This window comes from Corynebacterium sp. ACRPF (genome assembly GCF_022347395.1).
In the GTDB taxonomy this organism is placed as follows: Bacteria; Actinomycetota; Actinomycetes; order Mycobacteriales; family Mycobacteriaceae; genus Corynebacterium; species Corynebacterium tuberculostearicum_D.
In genome coordinates this window covers 175,260-199,785 of the sequence record NZ_JAKRNB010000001.1, presented here as the reverse complement: position 1 = coordinate 199,785, position 24,526 = coordinate 175,260, and the positions used below count along the sequence as shown (strand labels likewise).

Sequence of the window (24,526 nt, the reverse complement as noted above, 5' to 3'; positions counted from 1 at the left end):
TTTTGTATACTGGAAGCGCAAACATGTTCTAGAGAAACTTCTGCGGGGGAAGTCCATGAATGCGCCCTACTTTGCCAATACCAATCCAGCAAATTCCACCTCACAAGCAGCTACAGACATTCGCAAGGCAGAATACCTCCTATGGAAACGCCTGCATCCAGACCCGGATGATGATATCGAAATAATTAGCCAATCACTGTCGGATCTCACCGGAACACGGCAGTCCCGAATTAGAAATATTATTTTCGCCTTTGAGCGATTGCAGGAGCTGCCGCGCCTTAAAGCCCGGCAGGAAGAGCACTACCACTTAGATTTAGACCGCTTAATTACCATCGATCAGACCCTCTCCAAGTTGGGAGAGATTGACGCCGAACAATGCCTGCTTATCGACGCCGAATTAACCACCTACCTCACCCCCAAACGCCCCAACCAAAAATTACCGTCCCATCGCAACCTGCGGCGAAAGCTGCGGGAGCTCATTGTCCGCCTTGATCCGACCATCGCCGCACGCGATCCGCGGCGCAAGGAGTCCTATCACCTCGAGCCTACGGGCGGGGAGTGGGCCGCTGTTTGTCTCGACGTGGGCCTAGAGACTGCCGAAATCATTGACCGAAATATTCGCGGTGTGGCCTCGGAGAAGGACATCTCCTTGGCTCAGGCTGCGGTCGAGTTGCTCACTGGCGAGGCTGAGGCTAAGGCGAAGGTGGTGCTCAATATGTACCGCTGCGATCTGCCGGATGCTCCCGCCTTCGTCCAAAGCTTGGGGTGGGTTTCGCCGGAGGTTGCCGATGACATGCAATCGCGGGCCACGACCGTGCGCGACATGGAGAAGGCGGCACAAGATGAAAGCGGAAACTATGTCACGCCGCCGCATATTCGCGCCTTTGTGGAAGGGCTCGATGGAACCTGCCGGTGGCCCGGATGTACGCGGCCGGCGATGGCTTCCCAGATGGACCACCGGCATGATTTCGCTGACGGAGGACCTACTTCGGCGGCAAACTTGACCTGCCTGTGTCAACATCACCACAACATCAAGACTGATGGACGGGCGTTTTATATCAAGGATCCGATTAGCGGGGACGTCGTCTGGCTCTTTGAAGATTCGACTTGGGTCTATGACGAAGCCAGCGGGCCGCTCGCGCCGAAGAATCGGAGGTGGGCGCAGACTGTGGCGCAGGCGACGCGGCGGCGTCGAGAAAATGCGCACGAAGATGCGCAAAAGCTGAAGGAAGAGCTAGAAAACGAGAAAAGGGACAGTGAAGACACTGTCCCAGAGGAGTAAATGGCTTTTTAGAAGGCCACTTAGAAGTGGACGTACATCAGGATGAGGCAGATGATCCACAGAAGGTTGAATACGCCGCCGAATGCGGACAGTGGCTTCTTAGCTGCCGCGTAGTCGAAGGATTCAGTCGATTCGAGGGCGGCCATCGCCTTCTTCTGCTTTGGCAGAATGACGAAGAAGAGCAGGCACCATGCGATGATGGCAACCAAGATGGCGATGTGGAAGTTCACTTCGGACTTGTAAGCGCTGATATCGGAAAGGAATACGCCGAGGCCGAGGATAGGCACGATGGCAGAGATGTAGCCGTAGGTATTGGTGATGTTGTGCAGGACGCGAGCGGAGCCGAGCGCCGCGTGGTCACCCTGTGCTGCCTTGACCATTTGGGTCTGGAAGCTAGAGGTTGATACGCATACTGGGCCGATCAAGAGAATGGCTGCGGCCACGTGGAGGAATACAAGGAAAGAAGTCATTGAAAGAACCCTTCAATCGCGGAAAGTTGCCACGTCAACCCTAATCAATTTCCGGTGAGTACGGCTAACCGACATTGCCTTTGCATCACCCGCACGTCCTTGGAAGGCAGGGGAAGGGAGTACTTTCGGGCTATGTCAGCAAGGCGGCGGGAATAGTCGCAGCGGTTGGCGGGAGGTAGCCATTCCGCGGGGAGGGCGTCTGACTTTTCTTGGTTGAGCTCACGGCTGGTGGCTACGAGATTGAGCGGGTCGTTGCCAAAGCGGACCTTGGTTTCGCGGTCCCACTCGGAAGCGCCCATGTCATAGGCCGCGGAGAGGGGAAAGATGTGGTCGATCTCAATGGGCGAGGTAGCGGGAATGGTGGTGCCACTATAGGGGTCATAAAGGGCCCCGCTGCGGGCGTGGCAGGCGTGGAGGGGTTCGCTGGATTGGCTTTCTAGAATGACCTCGCGGGTGGTGCAGGCGCCGTGGGGCTGCCAGATGCCGAAGTCTTCACGGTTGTAGCCGGCGGCTTCGGGGCGGGAGGGGAGCGTGGTGACGTCAAAACGCGGAAAAGGCCACGCATACCATGCACCGATGAGGACGGTGATGCATGATAGCGCGGCCAGGTAATAGGACTTCATGTCCTATTGGACTGCGAGGAGTCCGCGTTGGTTCCGATTACTTATCGGTGACCTTTTCTGCGGCTTCCTCAAAGTCGAGGTTGGAGTCATTTTCCACGAGCTTGGCCAGCTTGGTGGACTCTTCGAATTCGGCAACAACCTCTGGCTTAGGCTCCTTCGTGAGCTTGGAGACAATAACCGCCACGATGAGGGCCAGGAAGAAGCCTGGGACGATTTCGTAGAGGACGTCGGAAAGCGGAGACATGCCCCAGCCAATAGCAACGATTGCACCGGTAAGCATGCCGGCAATGGCACCGGCGGAGTTGAGGCGCTTCCAGTACAGGGAGAGCAAGATGATCGGGCCGAAGGCAGAACCAAAGCCTGCCCAAGCGAAGCCAACCAGACCCAAAATGGAGTCAGATGGGTTGATTGCCAGCAGGGCGGCGATGACCGCGATGGCGACGATGGCGGTGCGGGAGAGATTGATGAGGACCTGCTCGCTGGGCTTCTTCTTAGCAAAGATGAGGAAGAGGTCCTCGATGAGGGAAGTAGAGACGACGAGCATTTGGGACGACATGGTGGACATGATGGCGGCCAGAACCGCGGTCAGGACGAAGCCTGCGGGCAGTGGGTGCATCATGGCCTGCGCCATATCCAGGAAGATGGTTTCGAAGTTCTCCTGGTCGGTGATGCTGTGGCCGGTCTGGGTGAAGTAGACGGTGCCAGAGAGAGCGACGAAGATAGCGCCGATAACGGACAGACCCATCCAGGTAACGCCGTAGAAGCGGCCCTGGCGGGCGTCGGAAGGCTTACGCAGCGCCATGAAGCGGACCACGATGTGTGGCTGGCCAAAGTAGCCCAGGCCCCAGGCCAGGTTGCCGATGATGACGCCAGCGGAAACGCCCGCGAACATGGAGAAGTAGTTGTCATTTTCCACTACGCCATCGGTGCCGTAGGCATTATTGCTTGCGAAAGAGAAGATGGAAGCAGGATCGCTGAGAGAGACGATTGCCATAATTGGCACGATCATCAAGGCGACGAACATAAGCACGCCCTGGACGACGTCCGTGTAGGACACAGCCAAGAATCCGCCGACGAAGGTGTAGAAGATGGTCACCGCGGCGATAACAAGCATGCCGGTGAGGTAGTCGCCACCGAAGGTGGACTCGAAGTAGCGGCCGCCGGAGACCATGCCGGAGGAGACGTAGAAGGTAAAGAAGAAGATGATGATGGCTGCGGAGATGATGCGCAGCAGGCGGGACTTATCGTGCAGGCGGTTTTCAAAGAAGGACGGCACGGTAATGGAGTTGGCCGCGATCTCCGAGTAGGAGCGCAGGCGCGGTGCGACCCACTTCCAGTTTGCCCAGCAGCCGACGAGCAGGCCGATGGCCATCCATAGCTCGGACATGCCGGAGAGGAAGAGCGCGCCAGGCAGGCCCATGAGCAGCCAGCCGGACATGTCGGAAGCGCCTGCGGAGAGGGCCGCTACGAATGGGTGCAGACCACGGCCGCCCAAAACATAATCGTCATATTGATCGGTTTGCTTGTAGCTCCAATAGCCAATGGCTGCCATTGCGAGGAGATACACGATCATCGCAATGACGTACCAAGTTGAATCTTGCACGTTTTACTCCTTGTAGGTGTGTGATGACATTCTCACGTTAACGGGGTCACAAGGTTAACCCAAGCGAAAACACAGGTGTGGCGCAGATCTCCGTTTCGATTTTCTGTCGTTCAACTGGGAAAAGGGTGGAACATAACGAGCCTGTAACAAAACCAAAAGGGGCTGCTATGCTGGCGGCTATGGCTTCTTACCTCGTGCATGGACTGTGGCTCCCCGTTACGGGACTAGGTCTATGGATTGAACAGGTAGAAGGACACAAGATCGTCATGCCCAATGCCGTTCCTGAGGGCACCTTCCCGCCAGCGGTGGAGTCCATCCTGGCGAAGAAATCCTTCCGCAACCGAGCGCGGGTATCGCTGCGTACGCCAAAGGGCAAGGATGTCTCCCTGATGGTGCCCATGGCGATGTTCGGCCCCGAAGAGGCCGTGGCGGCGCTCGCCCAAATGGAGCACCTGAACCACAAGCCGCCCGCCACCATCGCCCCCGACCTTCAGTGGCTGATTCATGCCTACAGCGGCCTGTGCAAGTTCGTGCGCGCCGGGCGCGTGACCTTCCGGCTGGCTTACCAAGCCAATGAGTGGTTCCCCATGTGGCAGCTGGCCTCCGGCCTGGGCGAGCGCGGCTGGCTCGCGGAGATGATGGCGGTCGCGCCGGGCATTTTGCACGTGAATAATCGGGCGCTCTCGGATGACATGGCCGATGAGCTCACCCACTGGATTGCCTTTCGCGAGCTGCGGCCCGTGGCGGAGGCGCCGCGGCCGATGCCATGGCACGAGTTCGCCCGCGCCCTGCTCGATACGCGGCCAATCCGGCGGGGACGCTCGCAGCTGCTGCGCGGGCTCAATGAGTGGAAGAATTCCATCTACGAGGTTGAGCTCCAGCTGGTCTACATCGTGGAGGAGCCGCTTGACGTTGACCCGGATACGGCCAAGTGGCCAGTGCGCGTGCGGGTGCGCTCGGGCACGGATTCTCCGCGGCCGGTGTCGGCGCAGAGTTTGGATAGGGCGAGTGTGGAAAAGCTGCGCGAGGCTCACCGCAAAGCCGTGCGCATCGCACCCACGCTGGGGGAGACCGCGCAGCTGCCGCAGCCTGGCGACGGCGACTGGGACGTCTACCTTGAAACCCACCAGCTCACCCACTTTATTACCCACGAGGTGGATAAGCTCAAGGCCAGCGGCGTGACCGTCATGCTGCCCAAAGCCTGGGCACAGATGGAGACTAAGGCCAAGCTGGAAACCCACGAGGCCCGCGATCCGGCCGAGGCCGCCACGAAGAAACACATCGGCATGAATAAGCTGGTGGACTATAACTGGCGCATGTCCGTAGGCGATGTGGAGCTGACCGAAGAAGAGATGGAGGACCTGGTCAATTCCAAGTCCGGCCTCATTCAGCTGCGCGGCAAGTGGGTCATGGCCGATAAGCAGGTCGTTTCCCAAGTCTCCGGCTACATGGACGCGCTGCGGGAAAAGTCCATCGCGCGCAAGAAGAAGGAGCTCGAGCAGCTAGCTGCCTCCGCGGAAATGGCCAAGCAGCTCGACCAGCCAGGGTGGGAAGCCCTGATGGCGGACGTGGAACGCCGTCGCCAGGAGTTTAATGAGGGCGGCGAGGAGCACGAGCAGGTCACCGTGGCTGAGCTGCGCGAGCTGGCGCTGGAGTCCATGACCCAAGAGCCCATCGAGTTCACCGGCAGCACCTGGCACACGGCGCTGCTCGGCGGGGTGGATAAGGTCGCCCCGGAACGCGTGGAGATCCCCACGACTGTGCAGGCGGAGCTCCGCGAGTACCAGCGTCGTGGCGTCGACTGGCTGTATTGGATGTCGCGCAACAGCATTGGGGCAGTGCTTGCCGACGACATGGGGCTCGGCAAAACCCTCCAACTACTGTCCCTACTCGCGGTGGAAAAGGACCGCGGTGAGCAGACCGGTCCCACGCTCGTGGTGGCACCAACGTCCGTGGTGGGCAACTGGGCCCGCGAGGCTCAACGCTTCGTTCCAGATTTTAAGGTCATGGTGCAGCACGGCTCGAGTCGCCCGCGCGGCGAGGACTTTTTTAAGGAGGCCGGCGTGAGCGATCTCGTTATCACTACCTACGGCACCGTGGGCCGCGACTTTAATGACATGGGCGAGGTGGGCTGGCAGCGCGTTGTCCTCGATGAAGCCCAGGCCATCAAGAACTCCGCGACCCGCTCGTCCAAAGCCGTGCGCTCGCTGCCCTCAGAGCACCGCGTGGCGCTGACCGGCACCCCGGTGGAAAATCGACTCTCCGAGATGCGCTCCATCCTGGATTTCTGCAATCCCGGCGTGTTGGGCACCGCCTCGTTCTTCCGCAATCACTTTGCCAAGGCCATCGAGCGCAATAATGACGAGGAGATGTCCGAGCGCCTCCGCCAACTCACCGCACCGTTTATCCTCCGCCGCGTCAAGACGGACCCGAATATTATCGATGACTTGCCAGAAAAGTCCGAGCAGATCCTCACCGTATCCATGACCACCGAGCAGGCCGCCCTGTATAAGGCACTGGTCAACCAGGTAAAGAAGGACCTGCAGGAGGCGACAGGCATCAATAAGCGCGGTTTGGTGCTGGCCTCGCTAACCCGCATTAAGCAGATTTGTAATCACCCCGCGCACTACCTAGGCGATAACTCGCCGGTGACGCTGAAGGGCAAGCACCGCTCCGGCAAGGTCAAAGAGCTCATGCGCATCGTGGACGAGGCCACCGAATCCGGCGAGCGACTCCTCGTCTTTACCCAGTACAAGGCCTTTGGCGATATCCTGCAGCCTTACCTGAGCGACCAACTCGGCCGCGAGATCCCCTTCCTCCACGGCGGAGTAACCAAGAATAAGCGCGACCAGATGGTGGAAGATTTCCAGTCCGAGGACGGACCGCCGGCGATGATCCTATCGCTCAAGGCGGGTGGCACCGGCCTGAACCTCACGGCCGCCTCTATCGTCGTGCACATGGACCGCTGGTGGAATCCGGCGGTGGAAAACCAGGCGACGGACCGTGCCTTCCGCATTGGCCAGCGCCGCAATGTGCAGGTGTATAAGATGATCACCGCAGGTACGCTGGAGGAATCCATCCAGGATATCTTGGACGGTAAGACGCAGCTGGCCGGCGCCGTGGTGGGCGAAGGCGAGGGCTGGCTCACCGAGCTGGATCCGGATCAGCTGGCCGCACTCATGAGCTACCGGGGGAGGGAGTAATCCATGGCCGTCCAAGGCGACGACAATGTTATCTATGCCAATTTTGGCACTCGCAAGCGGGTAAGCACCCCGGCCGAGGTCAATCACGTGGACCGCAGCGGGCGCATCCTGTCCACTACCGCATCGCGTATTGCTGCCTTTACCTCGCAGGGCGCGGATCGCGGCCGGATTACCCGCGGCCGCCAGTATGCCGAGGGCGGACACGTCGTGGGTCTCGAGGTGCGCAACGGTGCCATCCACGGGCGCGTGGCTGGCTCCCAGAACGAGCCCTTTGCGGTGCTCATCCAGCTGCCGTACCGCAATAACGACGATATTGCCCAGCTGGCCACCGAGTTCGCCCGGACCCCCAATTCCGTGGCCAATGCGCGCAAGGGCCTGCTTTCCGACGCCGCCCTGGACACCCTCTTTGCCCCCGAGGCCGAAGACCTCCGCCTGACCTGCGACTGCCCGGATGGCGAGTACGTGTGCAAGCACATCGTGGCGGTGGGCGATAAGCTCGCCACCCGCGCTGATGCGGACCCGGCCGTCATCTTTAATATGCGCGGGCTGGACTTTGCCCGGCTGGAGCGCATGGTCTTAGAGCAGGCCAAGACGGTCAGCCGCGAAAGCTTTACCCCGAGCGACCTGTCCGAGGAAGAAAAGAATGACATCTTCTGGAACGGCCGCGAGCTGCCGAAGCTGCCGCAGCCCAAGGTAGCCCCAGCCATCGATGACTCCGATCCGGACCTGTTGCGCAAGGCCATGCGCTCGGTTTCACACACCAATCTGGATCTCCTGCGCGCGGTATCCGATATTGAAGACCTCTACTATCACCTCTCGCACTAATGACTGCTACCACGTTTATCCATACCTCCGATTTTCAGCTGGGCATGACCCGGTGGTTCTTGAAGGGCGAGGCTCAAGGCCGCTTTAATGATGACCGCGAGGCCGCCATCGTCCGGCTGGGAGAGCTGGCTCAGGACACGGGCGCGGACTTCATAGTCGTGGCCGGCGACGTCTTTGAGCACAATGCCCTCTCGCGCGAAATCCTCGCCCGCGCCACGGAGATGTTCAAGCGCCTGCCGGTGCCGGTCTATGTCCTGCCCGGCAACCACGACCCGCTGGTGGCGGATTCGGTCTTTTATAAGGCCAGCGCGGACAATGTCCACGTCATAGCAGACTCGGAGCCCATCGAGGTCGCACCCGGCGTGGAACTGGTTGGCGCGCCGTACCTGTCCAAGCGCGCGAATCACGACTTGGTCCGCCAAGCGCTCGAACCCTTGGAGCCGGCCGCGGGCATCCGCATCGCAGTCGGCCACGGCCAGGTGGACTCCCGCTCCGGCGAGGATGACGCCGATACCATCGACCTTGCCTTCGTCGAGGACTGCCTGGACCGCGGGGTCATCGACTACCTGGCGCTGGGCGATACCCACTCCACCGCGAGCCTTGGCACGACCGGCCGGGTGTGGTTCTCCGGTAGCCCGGAGACCACGGACTATAAGGAAACGAGTACTGGTGGCGGCGAATCCGATTCCGGCAATGCGTTGGTGGTGCGCGTGGGGGATAAGGTGGACGTCGATAAGCGCCGCATTGGCCGCTGGACCTTTGAAGCCCTCGACGCTGCCGTGGATTCCGCCGAAGACGTGGACCGCTTCCTTGCGCGCCTAGGCGAGTACCCCGATAAGGTGCGCACGGCCGTGAAATATAGCCTGCGCGGCACGCTCGGCGTCGAGGCCCACGCCCGCCTGCAGCGCGGACTGGACGAGTATGAGGCCGTATTTGCGTCCCTGCGCCCGCGTGAGCGCACCATGGACCTTTACTTGGAACCCAGCGAGGAGGAATTGGCCAGCCTCGATATTTCCGGCTATGCGGCCGAAGCGCTGCATGAACTATTGGATAACCGCGAGGATCCCGTCGCCCGCGACGCCGCCAACCTGCTATTCCGCCTGGAGGGACAGTCCTAATGCGCATCCACCGCCTAGAACTCACCAACGTCCGCGGCATTGAGCACCTGGTCCTCGATGAGCTGCCCGAGACCGGTGTCGTGGTCATCCACGGCGAGAACGAGGCCGGCAAGTCCACCATCGTGGAGGCGCTCGATGTGGTGCTCACCGAAAAGCACAGCGGCCGCTCCAAGCGCATTCGCTCCCTGCAGCCGGTGGGCAAGGACGTTGCCCCGGAAGTAACGGCCGAGCTGAGCGTGGGGGAGTACCGCTTCCGCATTGCCAAACGCTGGCTGTCTAAGAAATCCTGCGAGCTGAATGTTTCTTCCCCACGGCCGGCGCAGTTTACCGGCAGCCAGGCCGACGATGAGCTGGAGCGCATCCTCTCTGAGCATTTGGATCGCTCGCTTGTCGACGCCCTCTTTATGCGCCAAGACGACACCGGCGAGGCCATCTCTGCCGTTGGCATTCCCAGCCTGACCCGCGCGCTCGAGCGCGAATCCGGCCTGGCCGAGGACGAGGTCTCCGGCGACGATTCCGCGTTGCTCGCTCGCGTGGACAAGGAATACCAGCGCTACTTCACCGCGGCGAAAGGTAACCCGGCCGGCGAGTACAAGGACGCCGTCGCAGCCCTAGCCCGCGCCGAAGAGGGATACACAGAAGCCACCCGCGTCCTGCGCGAGCTCGATTCCGTGGTCGAGCGCTACGAGCAACTCGAGCGCGACCAAGCCGCCGCTGAAGCAGAGCTCCCCGCCGCCCGCGCCGATCTCACCGACAAACAGGCGCAGGCCGAGGAAGCCGCCACCGCGCAGGCCACCCTGGACTCCCATAAGGCCACCCTCGCTCGTGCTTCAGAGGATCTTGCCCGTGCGCAAGCCGCTGTCACCGAGCGCGCCGGGCTCGTCACCGCGGCCGAGGAAGCTGCCGTGGCCACCGAGGCCGCCCAGGACAAGCTCACCGCCGCCCAGGACAAGGCGAAAGAAGAAGCCGCGTCCAGAGAATCGCTGGAGAAGCATCTAGCAGAAGCCAAAGAGGACTATGCCGCGGCCCGCACCACTCTTAAACAGGCACGTCGCCTACAGGACAAGCAGAAGTTTGAGCAGCTCAGCGCCCGGCTGGAATCGCTTGACGGCCTAGCTGCCGAGGTGGACCAGGCCCGTGCGACCATCGCCCAGCGCGGCCGCGAGGTCACCGCTGCCGATATCACCGGCCTGCATAAGGCGGACTCAGCGCTGTCGGTGGCCGAGCGCCTGCACGAGGCTGCCGCCGCCAAGGTCCATTTCTCCGGACCTGCTGGCTCCACCATCCGCGTTGATGGCGAGGACATCGAGGTGGGGGAGGACACCGCCGTTGAGCTTGTCGACGCCCGCGTTATCACCATCGGCGATATCACCGCCCGCTTTTCGGCCGGTTCCTATTCCGCGCAAGACACCCAGCGCGATGTGGAACAGGCCCGCACCCGGCTGCACGAGCTGCTCGATACCCTGGGCGTAGGTTCAGTGGCTGCGGCCGAGGAAGCCCATGAGACGCACCGTGCACAGAACGACGCCCTCGATGCCGCCACCCGCGCTCTTGCCGCGGAACTGGGACCGGATGATTTGGGTGAGCTGCGCGCCCAGCATGCCGCACTGGCTGAGAAAGTCGCAGACCTTGCGGACGAGGAGGAGCTAAACCTCGTCGCCGCCGAAGCCGCGGAGGAAGAAGCTAGCGAAAAGGTCGATGCGCTCGACCGCGAACTCGTGCCGTACCGCGAAAGCCGCCTAGCCCATGAGGCTGTGCGCCTCGATGCCGAACTTGCCGCGGCCCGCGAAAACGCGCAGCGCGTGACTCGAGACCTTTCCTCCGCGCGCGAACGCGCCGCCGACGAGGACCTGCGTGCCGAGGTCAGCCGCCTAGAAGGCGTCGTGGGAGACCTGCGCGGGCAACTGGATCAGATGGAAGCTGTAGACCTTAAGACCGCCAACTCCTTGGTGGAAGGCGCGCAGTCCCACCTGGATTACCTGACCGACCGGATCCAACGCTGCGAGGTAGACCTTGGTCGGCTTTCCAGCGAGGTGAATTTCCACTCCGGTGCCGCCGAGCGCGCCCAACAGGCCACCGCGGCGGTGGAGATGGCTCGGGCGGTATATGAGAGTGTGGACAAGCGTGCGCAAGCCGCTCGCTATCTGCGAGAACTTTTGCTCAAGCACCGCGACGCCGCCCGCCAGCGCTACGCCGCGCCCTTCGTGGCTGCACTGTCGCGGCTGGCCCGCACCGTGTACGGCGGCGACATCACTTTCGAGCTCGATGACGACCTCCGCGTGACCACCCGCACCCAGGACAATGAGACGGTGAGCCTAGCGAGCCTGTCTGGTGGTGCCCGCGAGCAGCTGGCCATCCTCACCCGCTTTGCCATCGCGCAATTGGTGGGGCCGGAGTCGGTTCCCGTCATTGTGGATGACGCGTTGGGCTCTACCGATGCACACCGCCTGCAACTTATGGCCACGCTCTTTTCCCACGTGGGCCGAGACAACCAGGTGTTGGTCTTTACCTGCATGCCGGAGCGCTACTCCCGCGTGCCGGGACGCAGTGAGCGCGACATAGCCGCGCTCAAAGGGGTAATCTAGTGCCATGCCTTATCAAACTCGCTGGTTAGACGACGAAGAGCAGGAGCTATGGCGCCTGCTCCTTGGCGCCGTGCGCAAGATCGATAGGGGAATGGAGGAAACGCTCAAGGCCGGCGGCGAAGTATCTGCCTCCGAGTTCGCCGTCCTCGTTGCCCTGTCCGAGGCACCGGAACAACGCCTGCGCCTGCACGAACTGTGCACGCAGCTGGAGTGGGACCGCTCCCGCGCCTCCCACCAAGTAACTCGCATGGAAAAGCGCGGCCTGCTCACCAAGGAACCAGACGAGGACGATGCTCGCGGCATCAACGTGTGCGTGACTCATGTTGGCCTAGAACACCTGCGGCGTGCCGCTCCTGAACACGTGGAATCCGTGCGCCGCATGGTCTTTGACCATCTGCAACCCGAGGACGTACCGGCGCTGCGGCGCTTTTTCGCCGGAGTACTTCAGGTCAATAACATCCCGGGCTATGAGGGGTACGTGCCAGATTCGCTACTACACGGAAAGGATTAAGCTCCATGATGGGACAAGAGCTCTTTGAGCACCCGAAGAAGCAATATAAGACCTACGGGATCACCGCGTTGGAGGAGCTTAGCCCGCGCATCGGCGATCCAGAGGTGCACTTGGACGACGCCGCCAGCGAGGACCAGGTTGCCGCCATGGAGGAGGCACTAGAGGCCTACCCAGATTCCGCTCTCACCTATGACCAAGACACCGAGCTGTGGATCGTCGGCGCGGAAGAGGACATTGAGCGCATGCTTGGTGACCGCGAGTCCTTCGTAGAGGCGCTGCTCAATGATGAGGACCCAGGAATTTAATCGCCGATTTTCGGTGTCAATCAAAAGTGCGAGGAATGCGGCCTTCTGGGCGCTTAACTGTTAAGATATCCGTAGTTAATCCTCGGTGGATCGAAAGGTTTTATCATTATGAACGAGCGTGAGGCTCAGGAACAGCGCGAAGCAGCAGCCCGGGATAAGAGCAAGGGCTGGGTTTCCGTCTTCGTCCAGTGGATCCCGAACATGCTGCTGGCACTGGTAATGGTTGCTGCCATGTTCTTCGGTATGTACTACATCGAGCACGGCACCTTGGACATCACCCAGCCGATCACCAACGAGTTCATCACTCAGTAGCTTCGGCGCATAGAAGAATCCGGCTCCCGCACTACGGCGGGAAGCCGGATTATTTTTTACTTGCCCAGCGCCTGACGCCAAGTCATCTTCCTGCCATTATTCAAAATGGCGCGGCGGTAGATGCGGCCAACCATGACGATAATAAGTGCGGTGGTCAAGGCCATCAGCAGGTAGCTTGCAGCAAGTCCCAGCCAGCTGAGGTTGCCTCCGGCCACCTGCATAGGGGCGACCAGCATGGATACCGGCGGCAGCCAGGTCATGACCTGCATCCATGTGGCATCTAGGTGCATCCAGCCGAACATCGGTACATACATGGTGGCAAAGACGAGGAACAGGATAGGTGCCTGCGTGGATTGGAGATCCTCGGTGCGCTGCACCATCGAGCCGGCTGCAGCGTAGAGGCTGCCAAAGAAGAGCAGGCCGAGAATCTCGCCAACAAGGAGGACGGCTACCAAGCCGTAGTCCAGCTCGATGTCACTAGCCAATCCAGTCGTAGCAAGAGAGATAGCACCGCCGCCCAAGATGAGCAGCGTGGCTAGGAATCCAACGATGGTATTGCCCAGAATCTTGCCGGCCAAAAAGTCCACCGGACGCACGGAAGACAAGATAATTTCCACCACTCGAGACGACTTTTCCTCCGTGACGCGGCCGCCAATGAGGCCGGCGAAGGTCATGACGGAAAAGACGACCACCATTGCGCCAATGAGGACCGTGGCTACGCCGGCCATCTTTTGCTCTGAGCCGTCCTCTTCTTCTAAGTTCACCTGGTTGACTGTGGTGGATGGGGTAGCGTCTGCTAAGTCCTGTGGGTCGATATTGAGCTTATCCAGCGCCGTTGCTTGTGCTTGAGAAGACACGATTTGGTTGACCGTGGTAGTTACCGCGGCAGGCGTATCGCCCTTGCTGAGGAGATCCCAGCCGTCGTTCTCTGCCGGTACTAGGGCGGCATCGGCCTCGTCGTCTTCCACCAATTGCTGTGCTTCTGCGCGGTCTTTTGCCTCTGTGGCATCGATACCGGAATCATCAAAGGCAGACGCTTCCATGCCCACGACGGCTACGGAATCAGGTTCGTCATCGCCGCTGAAGAAGCTGATAGCAAGTGGCGCGATAATGGCGCCGAGGATGAGTAGCAGCATAGTGCCCACTACCATCTTCGACTTCAGCGCGACTGCCATCTCACGCTTGGCTACAACCCCGATGGTCTTCATTGCGGAATACTGCATGGCTTAGGCCTCCTCATTCTGGTTGCTGGTGACGACGTCCTGGAAAAGTTCGGTGAGATCTGGGATCTTGCGGCCGAAGGAATGCACCGGGCCAGCGGCTAAGGCCGACTGCAGGATCGTCTGGTCATCTACGGCGGGATCGGCTTGGAGCACTACGGCATCGGCAGTTTCTGCCACCAGCTCCGTGCCTTCCGGATACCAGCCGCGCGCTGGGGTAGCGACCTCGAAGCGAGGCGGGCCTTGGCTGCGCAGCTTATCGACGCCCCCTTCAGCCACCATATGCCCCTTCGTCACAATGCCCACGCGGTCACACAAGCGCTGCACCAGGTCCAACTGGTGCGAGGAGAAAATGACGGGCACACCTCGGTTGGAGCGCTCGCGCAGCATGTCTGACATGACGTTGACCGCAACCGGGTCTAGGCCGGAGAAAGGCTCGTCCAGAATCAGCATGTCAGGATCATGGATAAGGGAGGCCGCCAGCTGCACCCTCTGCTGGTTGCCCAAAGACAAGTCATCGAGCTTATCGTCCATACGCTCACCCAGGCCAAGCTGCTCAAGGAGCTCAGTGCCGGCGCGCTTGGCAGCGGGTTTATCCATGCCGTGCAGCGTGCCGAGGAAGACTAGCTGGCTCAGCAACGGCTCCTTGCCGTAGAGGCCGCGCTCTTCAGGCATATAACCTATGCGGCGGCGATTATCGTCATTAATTGGGGTGCTATCGAAATAGACTTCGCCGGAGTCTTTCGCTAGCACACCAAGCGCAATGCGCATGGTGGTGGACTTTCCGGCGCCGTTGGAGCCGACGAAGCCGAAGATTTCGCCTTCGCCAACGCTAAAGGTCATATCCCGCAGGGCTTGAGTCTCCCCGAAGGACTTATTGAGGTGATCGATGGTCAAAGTGGGCATGTTTAGTCCTCCGAGTTCTGGTTGAAGGTCAGTGCGTAGCCGACAGCGGGCAGGGTGGCAGAGATGAAATAACTAAAGAGCAGGTAGTAGCCGACTCCTAAGAGAAATTTGGTGCTATTTAATTCGAAGATATCTGCGCCCAGGAACCCAAAGTTGGATATGAAAGCAGCCGCGCTCCCGCCGATAAGCAATGACGTAGACAGCTTGAACGCCTTTTGCCGCCAGTGGTCCAGTACCTGGGCCTCATATTCATCGAGAGAGGCCAGAGGCTTCGTGTCCTTGGAGTCGATGGAAATTCGCAGAATGGTCCACGGTACGCACGAGAGCGCGATTGTTATCGACATGGCAAAGAGGGCCCAATAGGCGGAAAATGCTAGGGCAATGATGAGGAAAATCGCGGATACGGCCACGCAGCCATACATTGACGCGATTAATCCACGTGTGGGGCCGGGTCTGCGGAACCGTTCGGCGCGGATCGTTGTTGAAACAGGGGCGTCGTTTGCTGTCATACACCCAAGTGTTGCATAAACCCAACACTCTGGCAAGTGTTTCTGGAGATTCTCTCTGCAGTTGACCCTGACGCAGCGTAAGGCGTGACAATGAAGCCATGGACGACATCGATGAAGTTCTATATACCGTTGGCGAGGTAGCCGCGCTCTTCCGCATTACGGTACGGACTCTGCATCACTGGGAGGCACAAGGCTTGCTGTCTCCAACGTGGCGCAGCTGGTCCAATTACCGGCTCTATACCGAACAGGACTGCGCCCGCGTGCAGAAGATTCTGATCTATCGCGCCACCGGTATGAAATTGACCGATATTAAACAGCTGCTAGATGGCGGTGCCTCCGATTTAGAACATTTGCGGAGGCAAAAGGAGAGCCTGCTCGCGCAGCGCGACAGCCTTACTGACATGCTGGCAGCAATTGACACCTTGATGGAGGATGCAATGAATAACCGAAAGCTCACCACCGAAGAAATCGGACAGATTGTCGGCGATGCCAACTTCGCCGCGCATCAACAAGAAGCCGAGGAGGCCTACGGATCGAGTGAGGATTGGGCTGTGTATCAGCAGCGCACTGCCGGCTGGTCGAAGAAAAACTGGAGCGATGCGCAAGCCGGCGTGGTTGAGGTGGAAAAGGAGCTGACCCAGGCCGTAGCGAGCGGTGCGGATGTGTGGTCGGAGGAGGCGCAGGGGCTCGTCGAAAAGCACCGCGAAGCATTAAGCGCCTTCTTTCCCGTCACGCCGGCAAAGCACTTCTTAATCTCGCGCGGCTACGTAGCTGACGAGCGCTTCCGTGCCCATTATGAGGCGCAGCAGGAGGGGCTGGCCCAGTGGTTGGCGGACGCGATTGAGCATGCGGCTAAGGCGCAAGGAGTGGATACCGTAAACCCGGAGTGGAAATAATTAGCGGGCCGGAAGATAAATAAGCCGCTGACCACTAGAAAGGTCTAGTGGTCAGCGGTAACCGTGTCCCCGACAGGGATCGAACCTGCGACCTTCGGTACCGGAAACCGATGCTCTAATCCGCTGAGCTACGGAGACATCGCTGGGAAAATTCCCAACGATGTGATTTTAGCGCATGGGGTAGTGGGGGACTAAATCAACCCGGGGGCGTCGGCAGTAGTGACTTCGCCGGTGCGCAGGTAGTGCACGCCAATGTCATCAACGACCTTATTCTTAGAGGCAAAGTGCCCATGGCCAGGGCCGTGGACGGTGACTACACGCGACTGCATCGGCTTGGAGAGGCTCGTGTGGTATTGGTACGGCGTTTGTGGGTCGCCCGTTGCTTGAATCTGGAGGGGCTTGGTGGCGAGCTTGGAGCCGTCGAGAGGTGCCTGGCCCGTGACCGGCGCACGTCCACCACAGCCTGCGCCGGAGCCGTAGAGAGAGTTGAATTGGGTGAAGGGATCAGCGCTGACGAAGTTGGACCACAGGTAGCTCGGGTATAGCAGCGGATTTCCAGGCACGGTATTTTCATTACAGACAATGAGGTTCTGCATATTCGACGCCTGAGCGAGGAATTCTTGCTGTTTGCGCAGTGTCTCTGGGTCAGGCTGCTCGGTGTCCATGGGCTCGCTGCCATTCAAGTGCTTGGCAAAGGCATCCCATTGCGAAGGGGTCGGTACAACCAGGAGGCGCGTCATGTTCAGTAACGGGGAGGCTACTTGCAGGGCGTTGGGGTTTTGAATCTTCTGGCTGAGGAACTCCGCCTGCACGCGCAATGGGCCGGTGGCGGTCATAATGTCCGCACCGGGCTGACCGGCAAATTCGAGGCCTGGAGGTAGGTCACCAATCTTGGCGTTCGGTGGCAAGACGGTAGGGCGTACACCTGCCTCACGAGCTACCTTTTGAGACCACTTTTCATAGACCTGCAGCGGGGTGGTGCCGAGGTGGTACTTGGCGTCATTTTTGGCAATGAACCCAAAGAGATCATGCAGTCCCTTTTCATAGCCACGCTGTTGCGAAGCAAAGATGCCATTCCACGCCAGCTTGGGGCTCATGCCCGAATCCAACAGGACCTTGCCGGTATGCTCCGGATACTTGGTGGCGTAGGCGGAGCCGAGGTAGGTGCCATAGGAGGTGCCGGCAATGTCAATCTTTTCTTCGCCCAAGGCGCGGCGCACCATTTCCCAGTCCTGCAGAGTATTCGCGGTGGTCAGCGAGTTGGTATAGCCCGGGGTGTGCTTTTCGCAGGCATCGCGGGTGAGCTTACCTACCTGGAGGCTTTCTTGGAGCGGATTACTGGTGGCCGTGGCATCGCACTTTACTGGCGTGGAGCCGGGCAAGCCACGCGGTTGTACACCGATGGTGTCCCACTCATCGCGCACGGCCTGTGGCCATGGATTAGCGCTATTGCCGGCCCAACCATAGGCATCGCCACTTGGGCCACCAGGGTTGGTAAACAATGCGCCACGGCGGGCGCTTGGCTTTGCGGCGGGAACGCGCACGAAGCCGACGCTAATGGTGCCGGCCTGTGGGTTGTCGTAATACGTAGGCACGTCGATGCGGCCGCATTCGGCATTGGCGACGTCCACTTGCTCGGGGCAGTCTTCCCAGGAAATGGCGGGCTTGGTTTCTTGCGGAGCGGCCGTGGCAATCGGCGCGGTGACACCAAGGGCGACCGCAGCAGCTCCGAGCGTGGCCGCAAGCTTAGAAGAAAAAGAAAGCATAGGTTAGGTCTCCAGAATAAAAATGATTGGTAGACCTAGCCTATGCTTTTTTGATGCTTTTAGCATCATATTCACAGTAGGTGGGTGCCCTCACCGGCCGAGGCAGGAGAGGGGCTACACAGAACTACTTGACGATGACAACGATGAGGTCACGCGGGCCGTGCACGCCCTCGACACGAGTGAGCTCGATATCGGAGGTAGCGGATGGGCCAGAAATCCAGGTCGCTGGCTTCTCCGGGTTCATGCGGGAGATGACCTCAGGGATGCCGTAGACGATCTCATTCTGGTGGACGATGCACAGGTGGCGGTCCGGAACCAGGGTCAGTGCGCGACGGCCGCAACGCTCGTCAGACTCGAGCACGATAGTGCCGGTCTGCGCGGAGGTGACGTGGGAATAAGTAACCACAGCGTCGGTCTCGTTCAGGGTGCGCGGATCGACGGATTTATCGTCCGGCTTGGCGTCGAAGCCCTCGAAAAGGCTGGCGTCCATGCCTTCGGCGTAACGAATGTCGTTGCACTCGCGGTCCTTGAGGATCGTGGCGATGGTCTGCTTGAGCTCGCCTTCCTCGGTGACGTGCACCTCGGCCTTGTAATCCTCGAGTCGGTCAATGAGCATATCGCGCAGCTCGTCCGCGTTCAGGGTGCCCTCGTGGTGGTAATCGCGCGGGGCATCAACGTGGTCGGGGAGACCAGCCTGCTTCTGGGCGGAGCGGATGCGGCTTAGGATTTCCTGCTTTGCGTTCACTTTTTGGACTCCTCACGGGCCTCGGCAAGAAGTTCCTTGCCTTCTTCGGACTCGAACCACTGGCGGAAGGACTTCTTTGGCGGAACCGCGGTGTCGCGGCCCTCGGACCAACCGGACATAAACAGTGGAAGGGATTCGATGGTCTTGTTGGTGCCACCCAAGATGCGGCCCAAGGCGACCATGTGAGTTGCCTTGTTCCACAGCTTCGGGTTGCTCCACAGTAGCTGAATGGTCTTGAAGAGCTTCGGCTCGATTGGTGGGGTGGCGTGGGTGACCTTCTGGTGGCGGTTTTCCAAAATGACGTCGGAAAGCGGAATCTTCACCGGGCACACCTCGTCGCAGCGGCCGCACAGCGAGCACGCATAAGGCAGGCTGGCGGAAGGATCGTTGTGATCCTTCATGCCGGTCAGCTGCGGCGTCAGGGAGATGCCGATCGGGCCAGGGTAGACAGAGCCGTAGGCGTGGCCGCCGGCGCGCTCGTAGACTGGGCAAACATTCAGGCAAGCCGAGCAACGGATGCACTTGAGAGCCTGGTGGCCGATCGGGGAGGACAGGGCCGCGGTACGGCCGTTATCCAGCAGCACCAAGTGGAAGTTCTGCGGGCCATCGCCCTCAGTAACGCCGGACCACATGGAGGTGTACGGGTTCATACGCTCCGCGGTGGAAGAACGCGGCAGCAGCTGGAGGAAGACCTCCAGATCCTGGAAGGTAGGAACCAGCTTTTCGATGCCCATCACGGTAATGAGGGTCTCCGGCAGGGTCAGGCACATACGGCCATTGCCCTCGGACTCCACGATGTTGATGGTGCCGGTTTCTGCCACGCCGAAGTTGGCGCCGGAGATGGCAACCTTGGCCTGCATGAACTGCTCGCGCAGGAACTGGCGGGATGCCTCGGCCAACTCTGCCGGTTCTGCCTGCAGGGTGTCATCGGTATTCGGCATCTTGTTGAGGAAGATATCGCGAATCTCCGCGCGGTTGCGGTGGATAGCCGGAACCAGAATGTGGGACGGCTTATCCTCGCCCAGCTGCACGATGAGCTCGGCCAGGTCGGTCTCGCGAGCGTTGATGCCCGCTGCCTCCAGGTGCTCGTTCATGCCGATTTCCTGGGTGGCCATGGACTTAACCTTGACCACATCGGTCTCGCCGGTGGCGCGGATTAGGCCCTCAATGATCTGGTTAGCTTCCTTGGCGTCACGTGCCCAGTGGACGACGCCGCCGCGAGCCTTGACTGCCTCTTCGAACTGCTCGAGCAGCTCTGGCATGCGGGCGGCAACGTCTTCCTTGATGGCGGAACCTGCAGCGCGCAGCTCCTGCCAATCATCCAGCTCCTCCACAGCGTTGGAGCGCTTCTCACGAATGGAGGTGGTGGCGTGCTGCAGGTTGTGGCGCTGGGTGGCGTTATTCAGGCCAACGTGTGCCAGGGGAACAAAGGCCTTGCTGCCGCGCAGGTTGCCGTAGCCTTCCGGCGCGCGCGGTGGGGTGGTATCGAGGAAAGAGGTCATTAGAGCATCGTCTCCTTGGAGTAAGCGGCGGAGGTCGGAGTCCATGGGTGCTCCTTGGTGGAAGCCAGGATCTCAGCCATGTGAACGGCGCGGACGCCGGAACGCTGGCGGCTCAAGGCGCCGCCGATGTTCATCAGGCAAGAGGAGTCACCGCCGGTGACGAACTCCGCCTCGGTTTCCTTGATGTGGCGAGTCTTATCGGTGACCATCGCGCGGGATACCTCTGCGTTCTTGATGGCGAAGGTGCCGCCGAAGCCACAGCATTCTTCCTTATTCGGAAGGGTGACCAGTTCGATGCCTTCGACTTCCTGCAGTAGCTGCAGTGGGCGGTCGCCCAGCTTCAAAAAGCGCAGGCCGTGGCAGGAGGGGTGGTACGTCACGCGGTGAGGGAAGAATGCGCCCACGTTGGTAACGCCTGCCACGTCTACCAGGAATTCCGGTAGGTCCAGGGTCTTCTGGGTGGTCTTGCGGGCGCCGTCGACGTCGGCGGAGTTGCCGTAACGGTCGGCGATGCGCTCGTGCTGCTCACGAACGGCGCCGACGCAGGAACCAGAGGCAGCAACAACGTAGTCAATGGAGGGATCTGCGAAGGCATCCGCATAGGAGCGGATCATGCCCAGGGTTTCCTTCTGGTAACCGGTATTGATGTGCATCTGGCCGCAGCAGGTCTGCTCCTCCGGGAAGACCACCTCGTGGCCCAAGCGGGAGAGAACCAGTGCCGTTGCCTTTTGTACGTCCGGGAAAAGGGCGTCACCAATGCAAGTGGAAAATAGCGCAATGCGCATACGGTGCTCCTCGTTGATTCTTGACATGGGGGGGGTAGGCACAACCCTACTCCTTTTAAGCAGTACGTGCGTAATGCGTCCCTTTGTTGACCAGCAATTATTTCGCAATATCAATGTTGCAAAAAGCTCTTATCAAACGTTTGTCCTGCAAAGAGGAGTTTTCTGGCCCGGCCCTTTTCACACTTGACTTTTCAGTCCACTAGAATCGTGCGACATGACACCAGCTGATTTGGCCACATTGATTAAAGAAACTGCCGTTAAGGTCATGGAAAGCCATGAGCTTGATTCCTCCGTTTTGCCGGAAACGGTAACTGTAGAGCGCCCACGCAATCCTGAGCACGGCGATTACGCCACCAACGTGGCATTGCAGGTGGCTAAGAAGGCAGGTGCAAACCCGCGCGAGCTGGGCGGCTGGTTGGCAGAGGCCTTGGCGGACAATGATGCTGTTGCAGAGGCCGACATCGCGGGCCCTGGTTTCATTAATATTCGCCTAGCTGCCGACGCCCAGGGAGAGATCGTCACGCAGATCCTTCGCGCCGGCAAGGAGTACGGTTCTAACGATTCCTTTGCGGGTAAGAAGGTTAACCTCGAGTTTGTCTCCGCTAACCCGACCGGGCCGATCCACCTCGGCGGTACCCGTTGGGCGGCCGTGGGCGATTCCCTGGGCCGCGTGCTGGAGGCCTCTGGCGCGGAGGTCACCCGCGAGTATTACTTCAATGACCATGGCGGCCAGATTGACCGTTTCTCCCGTTCCCTGGTGGCTGCTGCGAAGGGCGATCCTACTCCGGAGGATGGCTACGGCGGAGCCTATATCCAGGACATTGCCCAGGCCGTCGTGGAGAAGAACCCATCCGCGCTAGAGGGCAGCGACGAAGAGGTCCAGGAAGCTTTCCGCGCAGACGGCGTGGAGATGATGTTTGCGCAGATCAAGCAGTCCCTGCACGAGTTTGGCGTGGACTTTGATGTCTATTTCCACGAGAACTCCCTCTTCGAATCCGGTGCGGTCGATGCCGCGCTGGAAAAGCTCAAGGCCGAAGGCCATATGTACGAGGCCGAGAATGCGTGGTGGCTCAAGTCCACCGTTTACGGCGATTCCAAGGACCGCGTGGTGGTCAAGTCCGATGGCAATGCAGCTTATATTGCAGGTGACATTGCCTACGTGGCCGATAAGTTCGACCGCGGACACGATTTGAATATCTACATGCTCGGCGCTGACCACCACGGCTATGTGCCACGCTTGAAGGCTGCCGCAGCCGCCTTGGGCTACAATGCCGACGCCGTCGAGGTGCTCATTGGCCAGCTGGTTAACCTCCTACGCGATGGCAAGCCAGTGCGCATGTCCAAGCGTGCGGGCACGGTCATCACCATGGAGGATCTCGTGTCCGCCATCGGTGTGGATGCTTCCCGTTATTCCCTGGTGCGTTCCTCTGTGGACCAGAGCATCGATATTGACTTAGGCCTGTGGGAATCCCAGTCCTCCGATAACCCCGTCTACTACGTGCAGTACGGCCACGCCCGTCTGTGCTCTATCGGCCGCAAGGCAGCCGAGCTGGGCGTCGATGCGGAAGGCGCGGATCTTTCCTTGCTCACCCATGATCGCGAGGGCGACCTCATCCGCACCCTGGGTGAGTTCCCAGCCGTGGTGGAAGAAGCCGCGCAGCTGCGCGAGCCGCACCGCATCGCCCGCTATGCCGAGGACCTCGCTGCAGTCTTCCACCGCTTCTATGACTCCTGCCAGGTTCTGCCCAAGGCTGGCGAGGACGAAGCTCCTATCCATGGTGCCCGCCTCGCGCTGGCACAAGCCTCCCGCGTGGTCTTGGCCAATGCCTTGACCATGGTGGGCGTGAGCACTCCGGAGAAGATGTAAGTGGCGGATTTCAATGAGCTGCCGGCCCACGTCTGGCCGCGCAATGCAAAGCGCGAGGAAGACGGCGTAGTAACCATTGCTGGTGTTCCGCTGCCGGATTTGGCGGAGGAATTCCAGACCCCGCTCTATGTCTTCGATGAAGATGACTTCCGGTCTCGCTGCCAGGATATGGCCCGCGCTTTCGGTGGACCCGAGCACGTGCACTATGCCTCCAAGGCATTCATTTCGAAGAAGATCGTGAACTGGGTCAATGAGGAAGGCCTGTGCTTGGATGCGGCCTCGCTCAATGAGCTCAAGATTGCCTTGGCCGCGGAGTTTCCGGCCGAGCGCATCACCACGCACGGCAACAATAAGGACGATGAATACCTGCGTTTGTGCGTAGACGCCGGCGTGGGCCACGTGGTCATTGATAACGAGCTCGAGCTGGAAGAACTCAATCGCATTGCGGGCGAGGCTGGCAAGGTCCAGCCGGTGATGATCCGCGTCAAGCCGGGTGTTGATGCGCATACGCACGAATTCATCGCCACGGCGCATGAGGACCAAAAGTTCGGCATTTCGCTCGCCACGGGTGCGGCCTTTGCTGCGGCCAAGCGTTGCTTGGAGGCGGACAACCTGCACCTGAGCGGCCTGCACTGCCACGTGGGATCCCAGGTCTTTAATGCGGAGGGCTTCAAACTTGCCGCAGAGCGCGTCATGGGGCTGTACCGCCAGATTTATACCGAGCTGGGCGTGACGCTGGAAGAGCTCGATCTGGGCGGCGGCTTTGGTATTCCCTACATGACTTATGAGGAGGCGCTGGATATCGAGCGCGTGGCCGGCGATATGCTCGGCGCGGTCAAGCACACCGCAGAGGAGCTGGGCATTGAGGCGCCCTTCCTCTTGGTTGAGCCCGGTCGCTCCTTGGTTGCCGGCTCGGCGGTGACCGTCTACCGCGTGGGTACCGTCAAGGATGTAGAAACCGGCAAGTCGGATCTGCCGCTGCGCCGCTATATCTCCGTCGACGGTGGAATGTCAGACAATATCCGCCCGGCACTCTATGGTTCGGCCTATGACGTGCGCGTGGTCAACCGCTTTAGCGATGGGGAAGAGGTGCCCTCCCGCGTGGTGGGCTTCCATTGCGAGTCCGGCGATATTCTCCTTGAAGACGGCGAGCTACCCAATGATATCCAGCCGGGAGACTTGATCGCCTTTGCTGCTACCGGTGGCTACCAGTACATGATGTCCTCGCGCTATAACGGTGCGGTGCGCCCGGCGGTCGTCGCCACGCGCGTGGGCCAGACCAAGCCCATGCTGCGCCGCGAGACCATCGAGGATCTTCTTTCCCTCGAAGTGGACTAGCCCGGCCACTCGGCCCCCGTCACAGCGCCTAATTTAATTCAGGGCCTGTGACGGGGACTTTTCTATCTGTTGACCCATTTACGGCGAAAGTAGACAGCTTGTTCTGTATAGTGTCCTGTATCCGCTTTTAGCGGGCACTAAACCTTTACCCCAAC

General features: G+C 60.2%; 21 protein-coding genes and 1 tRNA gene. 11 read left to right on the top strand and 11 right to left on the bottom strand.

Annotated features, from left to right (window positions below; translation table 11 throughout):
- Positions 1-55 precede the first annotated feature (55 nt).
- The gene (locus tag MHX61_RS00925; RefSeq protein WP_239191573.1) at positions 56-1,282 is read left to right on the top strand and encodes an HNH endonuclease signature motif containing protein; all 1,227 of its coding nucleotides are present in this window, start codon (positions 56-58) and stop codon (positions 1,280-1,282) included.
- Positions 1,283-1,302: 20 nt separating this feature from the next.
- Here the strand turns inward: MHX61_RS00925 and MHX61_RS00920 are convergent, their stop codons facing one another.
- The 3 genes from MHX61_RS00920 to putP are packed head-to-tail and all read right to left on the bottom strand — an operon-like array spanning position 1,303 to position 3,978.
- Positions 1,303-1,752, bottom strand: a complete 450-nt coding sequence (locus MHX61_RS00920) for a DUF2269 domain-containing protein (protein WP_239191570.1) — start codon at positions 1,750-1,752, stop codon at positions 1,303-1,305.
- A gap of 44 nt (positions 1,753-1,796) precedes the next feature.
- Positions 1,797-2,375: an HNH endonuclease family protein gene (locus MHX61_RS00915; protein ID WP_239191564.1), complete on the bottom strand. Its 579-nt coding sequence runs from the start codon at positions 2,373-2,375 to the stop codon at positions 1,797-1,799.
- Positions 2,376-2,412: 37 nt separating this feature from the next.
- Positions 2,413-3,978 carry a sodium/proline symporter PutP gene (putP, locus tag MHX61_RS00910; protein ID WP_204609485.1) on the bottom strand — a complete coding sequence of 522 codons (1,566 nt, stop codon included), beginning with the start codon at positions 3,976-3,978 and terminating at the stop codon, positions 2,413-2,415.
- A gap of 167 nt (positions 3,979-4,145) precedes the next feature.
- On the opposite strand from putP, the gene MHX61_RS00905 reads away from it, so the two are divergent.
- The 7 genes from MHX61_RS00905 (at position 4,146) to MHX61_RS00875 (ending at position 12,837) form a co-directional block, all read left to right on the top strand.
- Entirely contained in the window at positions 4,146-7,181 is a 3,036-nt protein-coding gene (locus tag MHX61_RS00905) for a DEAD/DEAH box helicase (RefSeq protein WP_239191561.1), read from the top strand.
- A gap of 3 nt (positions 7,182-7,184) precedes the next feature.
- Positions 7,185-8,006 (top strand): SWIM zinc finger family protein, encoded by an 822-nt coding sequence (locus MHX61_RS00900; RefSeq protein WP_239191558.1) that lies wholly within the window; start codon positions 7,185-7,187, stop codon positions 8,004-8,006.
- Positions 8,006-9,124, top strand: a complete 1,119-nt coding sequence (locus MHX61_RS00895; protein ID WP_239191555.1) for an exonuclease SbcCD subunit D — start codon at positions 8,006-8,008, stop codon at positions 9,122-9,124. Before MHX61_RS00900 ends, MHX61_RS00895 begins: the two co-directional genes overlap by 1 nt.
- Positions 9,124-11,709, top strand: a complete 2,586-nt coding sequence (locus MHX61_RS00890; RefSeq protein WP_239191553.1) for an AAA family ATPase — start codon at positions 9,124-9,126, stop codon at positions 11,707-11,709. The genes MHX61_RS00895 and MHX61_RS00890 overlap by 1 nt, the downstream gene beginning before the upstream one ends.
- A 4-nt stretch (positions 11,710-11,713) precedes the next feature.
- Positions 11,714-12,220 (top strand): MarR family winged helix-turn-helix transcriptional regulator, encoded by a 507-nt coding sequence (locus MHX61_RS00885; RefSeq protein WP_239191547.1) that lies wholly within the window; start codon positions 11,714-11,716, stop codon positions 12,218-12,220.
- Between the two features lie 5 nt (positions 12,221-12,225).
- Entirely contained in the window at positions 12,226-12,525 is a 300-nt protein-coding gene (locus MHX61_RS00880; protein WP_005323427.1) for a hypothetical protein, read from the top strand.
- Positions 12,526-12,633: 108 nt separating this feature from the next.
- Positions 12,634-12,837 (top strand): hypothetical protein, encoded by a 204-nt coding sequence (locus MHX61_RS00875; protein WP_005323426.1) that lies wholly within the window; start codon positions 12,634-12,636, stop codon positions 12,835-12,837.
- Positions 12,838-12,893: 56 nt separating this feature from the next.
- On the opposite strand, the gene MHX61_RS00870 is transcribed toward MHX61_RS00875, so the two are convergent.
- The 3 genes from MHX61_RS00870 to MHX61_RS00860 are packed head-to-tail and all read right to left on the bottom strand — an operon-like array spanning position 12,894 to position 15,373.
- The gene (locus tag MHX61_RS00870; RefSeq protein WP_239191544.1) at positions 12,894-14,060 is read right to left on the bottom strand and encodes an ABC transporter permease; all 1,167 of its coding nucleotides are present in this window, start codon (positions 14,058-14,060) and stop codon (positions 12,894-12,896) included.
- A 3-nt stretch (positions 14,061-14,063) separates the two neighbouring features.
- A complete protein-coding gene (locus MHX61_RS00865; protein WP_239191540.1) occupies positions 14,064-14,963 on the bottom strand; it encodes an ABC transporter ATP-binding protein in 900 nt (299 codons plus the stop codon).
- Positions 14,964-14,965: 2 nt separating this feature from the next.
- Positions 14,966-15,373: a hypothetical protein gene (locus tag MHX61_RS00860; RefSeq protein ID WP_239191536.1), complete on the bottom strand. Its 408-nt coding sequence runs from the start codon at positions 15,371-15,373 to the stop codon at positions 14,966-14,968.
- A gap of 197 nt (positions 15,374-15,570) precedes the next feature.
- On the opposite strand from MHX61_RS00860, the gene MHX61_RS00855 reads away from it, so the two are divergent.
- The gene (locus tag MHX61_RS00855) at positions 15,571-16,368 is read left to right on the top strand and encodes a MerR family transcriptional regulator (RefSeq protein ID WP_239191534.1); all 798 of its coding nucleotides are present in this window, start codon (positions 15,571-15,573) and stop codon (positions 16,366-16,368) included.
- 64 nt (positions 16,369-16,432) lie between these two features.
- Here the strand turns inward: MHX61_RS00855 and MHX61_RS00850 are convergent.
- From MHX61_RS00850 to MHX61_RS00830, 5 genes are all read right to left on the bottom strand, one after another.
- Positions 16,433-16,506: transfer RNA gene (locus MHX61_RS00850), tRNA-Arg, on the bottom strand.
- A 53-nt stretch (positions 16,507-16,559) separates the two neighbouring features.
- Positions 16,560-18,134, bottom strand: coding sequence for an alpha/beta fold hydrolase (locus MHX61_RS00845; protein WP_239191532.1), 1,575 nt, complete (start codon positions 18,132-18,134; stop codon positions 16,560-16,562).
- A gap of 124 nt (positions 18,135-18,258) precedes the next feature.
- A complete protein-coding gene (locus tag MHX61_RS00840) occupies positions 18,259-18,879 on the bottom strand; it encodes a lactate utilization protein C (RefSeq protein ID WP_239191530.1) in 621 nt (206 codons plus the stop codon).
- On the bottom strand, positions 18,876-20,381 hold the full coding sequence (locus MHX61_RS00835) for a lactate utilization protein B (protein WP_239191528.1): 1,506 nt from the start codon (positions 20,379-20,381) through the stop codon (positions 18,876-18,878). Before MHX61_RS00835 ends, MHX61_RS00840 begins: the two co-directional genes overlap by 4 nt.
- The gene (locus MHX61_RS00830) at positions 20,381-21,166 is read right to left on the bottom strand and encodes a (Fe-S)-binding protein (RefSeq protein WP_204611449.1); all 786 of its coding nucleotides are present in this window, start codon (positions 21,164-21,166) and stop codon (positions 20,381-20,383) included. The genes MHX61_RS00835 and MHX61_RS00830 overlap by 1 nt, the downstream gene beginning before the upstream one ends.
- Before the next feature lie 214 nt (positions 21,167-21,380).
- Between MHX61_RS00830 and argS the strand changes: the two genes are divergently transcribed.
- Complete coding sequence (argS, locus tag MHX61_RS00825; RefSeq protein WP_239191526.1) at positions 21,381-23,033, top strand: arginine--tRNA ligase; 1,653 nt, start codon at positions 21,381-21,383, stop codon at positions 23,031-23,033.
- Positions 23,034-24,371 carry a diaminopimelate decarboxylase gene (gene lysA / locus MHX61_RS00820; RefSeq protein ID WP_239191524.1) on the top strand — a complete coding sequence of 446 codons (1,338 nt, stop codon included), beginning with the start codon at positions 23,034-23,036 and terminating at the stop codon, positions 24,369-24,371.
- The last annotated feature ends 155 nt before the right edge of the window (positions 24,372-24,526 follow it).

Excerpts from the sequence above, each read along its gene's own strand:
- MHX61_RS00925 (WP_239191573.1), top strand. The coding sequence starts at position 56 with ATGAATGCGCCCTACTTTGCCAATACCAATCCAGCAAATTCCACCTCA.
- MHX61_RS00920 (WP_239191570.1), bottom strand. The coding sequence starts at position 1,752 with ATGACTTCTTTCCTTGTATTCCTCCACGTGGCCGCAGCCATTCTCTTG.
- MHX61_RS00915 (WP_239191564.1), bottom strand. The coding sequence starts at position 2,375 with ATGAAGTCCTATTACCTGGCCGCGCTATCATGCATCACCGTCCTCATC.
- MHX61_RS00905 (WP_239191561.1), top strand. The coding sequence starts at position 4,146 with ATGCTGGCGGCTATGGCTTCTTACCTCGTGCATGGACTGTGGCTCCCC.
- MHX61_RS00900 (WP_239191558.1), top strand. The coding sequence starts at position 7,185 with ATGGCCGTCCAAGGCGACGACAATGTTATCTATGCCAATTTTGGCACT.
- MHX61_RS00895 (WP_239191555.1), top strand. The coding sequence starts at position 8,006 with ATGACTGCTACCACGTTTATCCATACCTCCGATTTTCAGCTGGGCATG.
- MHX61_RS00890 (WP_239191553.1), top strand. The coding sequence starts at position 9,124 with ATGCGCATCCACCGCCTAGAACTCACCAACGTCCGCGGCATTGAGCAC.
- MHX61_RS00885 (WP_239191547.1), top strand. The coding sequence starts at position 11,714 with ATGCCTTATCAAACTCGCTGGTTAGACGACGAAGAGCAGGAGCTATGG.
- MHX61_RS00880 (WP_005323427.1), top strand. The coding sequence starts at position 12,226 with ATGATGGGACAAGAGCTCTTTGAGCACCCGAAGAAGCAATATAAGACC.
- MHX61_RS00875 (WP_005323426.1), top strand. The coding sequence starts at position 12,634 with ATGAACGAGCGTGAGGCTCAGGAACAGCGCGAAGCAGCAGCCCGGGAT.
- MHX61_RS00870 (WP_239191544.1), bottom strand. The coding sequence starts at position 14,060 with ATGCAGTATTCCGCAATGAAGACCATCGGGGTTGTAGCCAAGCGTGAG.
- MHX61_RS00865 (WP_239191540.1), bottom strand. The coding sequence starts at position 14,963 with ATGCCCACTTTGACCATCGATCACCTCAATAAGTCCTTCGGGGAGACT.
- MHX61_RS00855 (WP_239191534.1), top strand. The coding sequence starts at position 15,571 with ATGGACGACATCGATGAAGTTCTATATACCGTTGGCGAGGTAGCCGCG.
- MHX61_RS00845 (WP_239191532.1), bottom strand. The coding sequence starts at position 18,134 with ATGCTTTCTTTTTCTTCTAAGCTTGCGGCCACGCTCGGAGCTGCTGCG.
- MHX61_RS00835 (WP_239191528.1), bottom strand. The coding sequence starts at position 20,381 with ATGACCTCTTTCCTCGATACCACCCCACCGCGCGCGCCGGAAGGCTAC.
- MHX61_RS00830 (WP_204611449.1), bottom strand. The coding sequence starts at position 21,166 with ATGCGCATTGCGCTATTTTCCACTTGCATTGGTGACGCCCTTTTCCCG.
- argS (WP_239191526.1), top strand. The coding sequence starts at position 21,381 with ATGACACCAGCTGATTTGGCCACATTGATTAAAGAAACTGCCGTTAAG.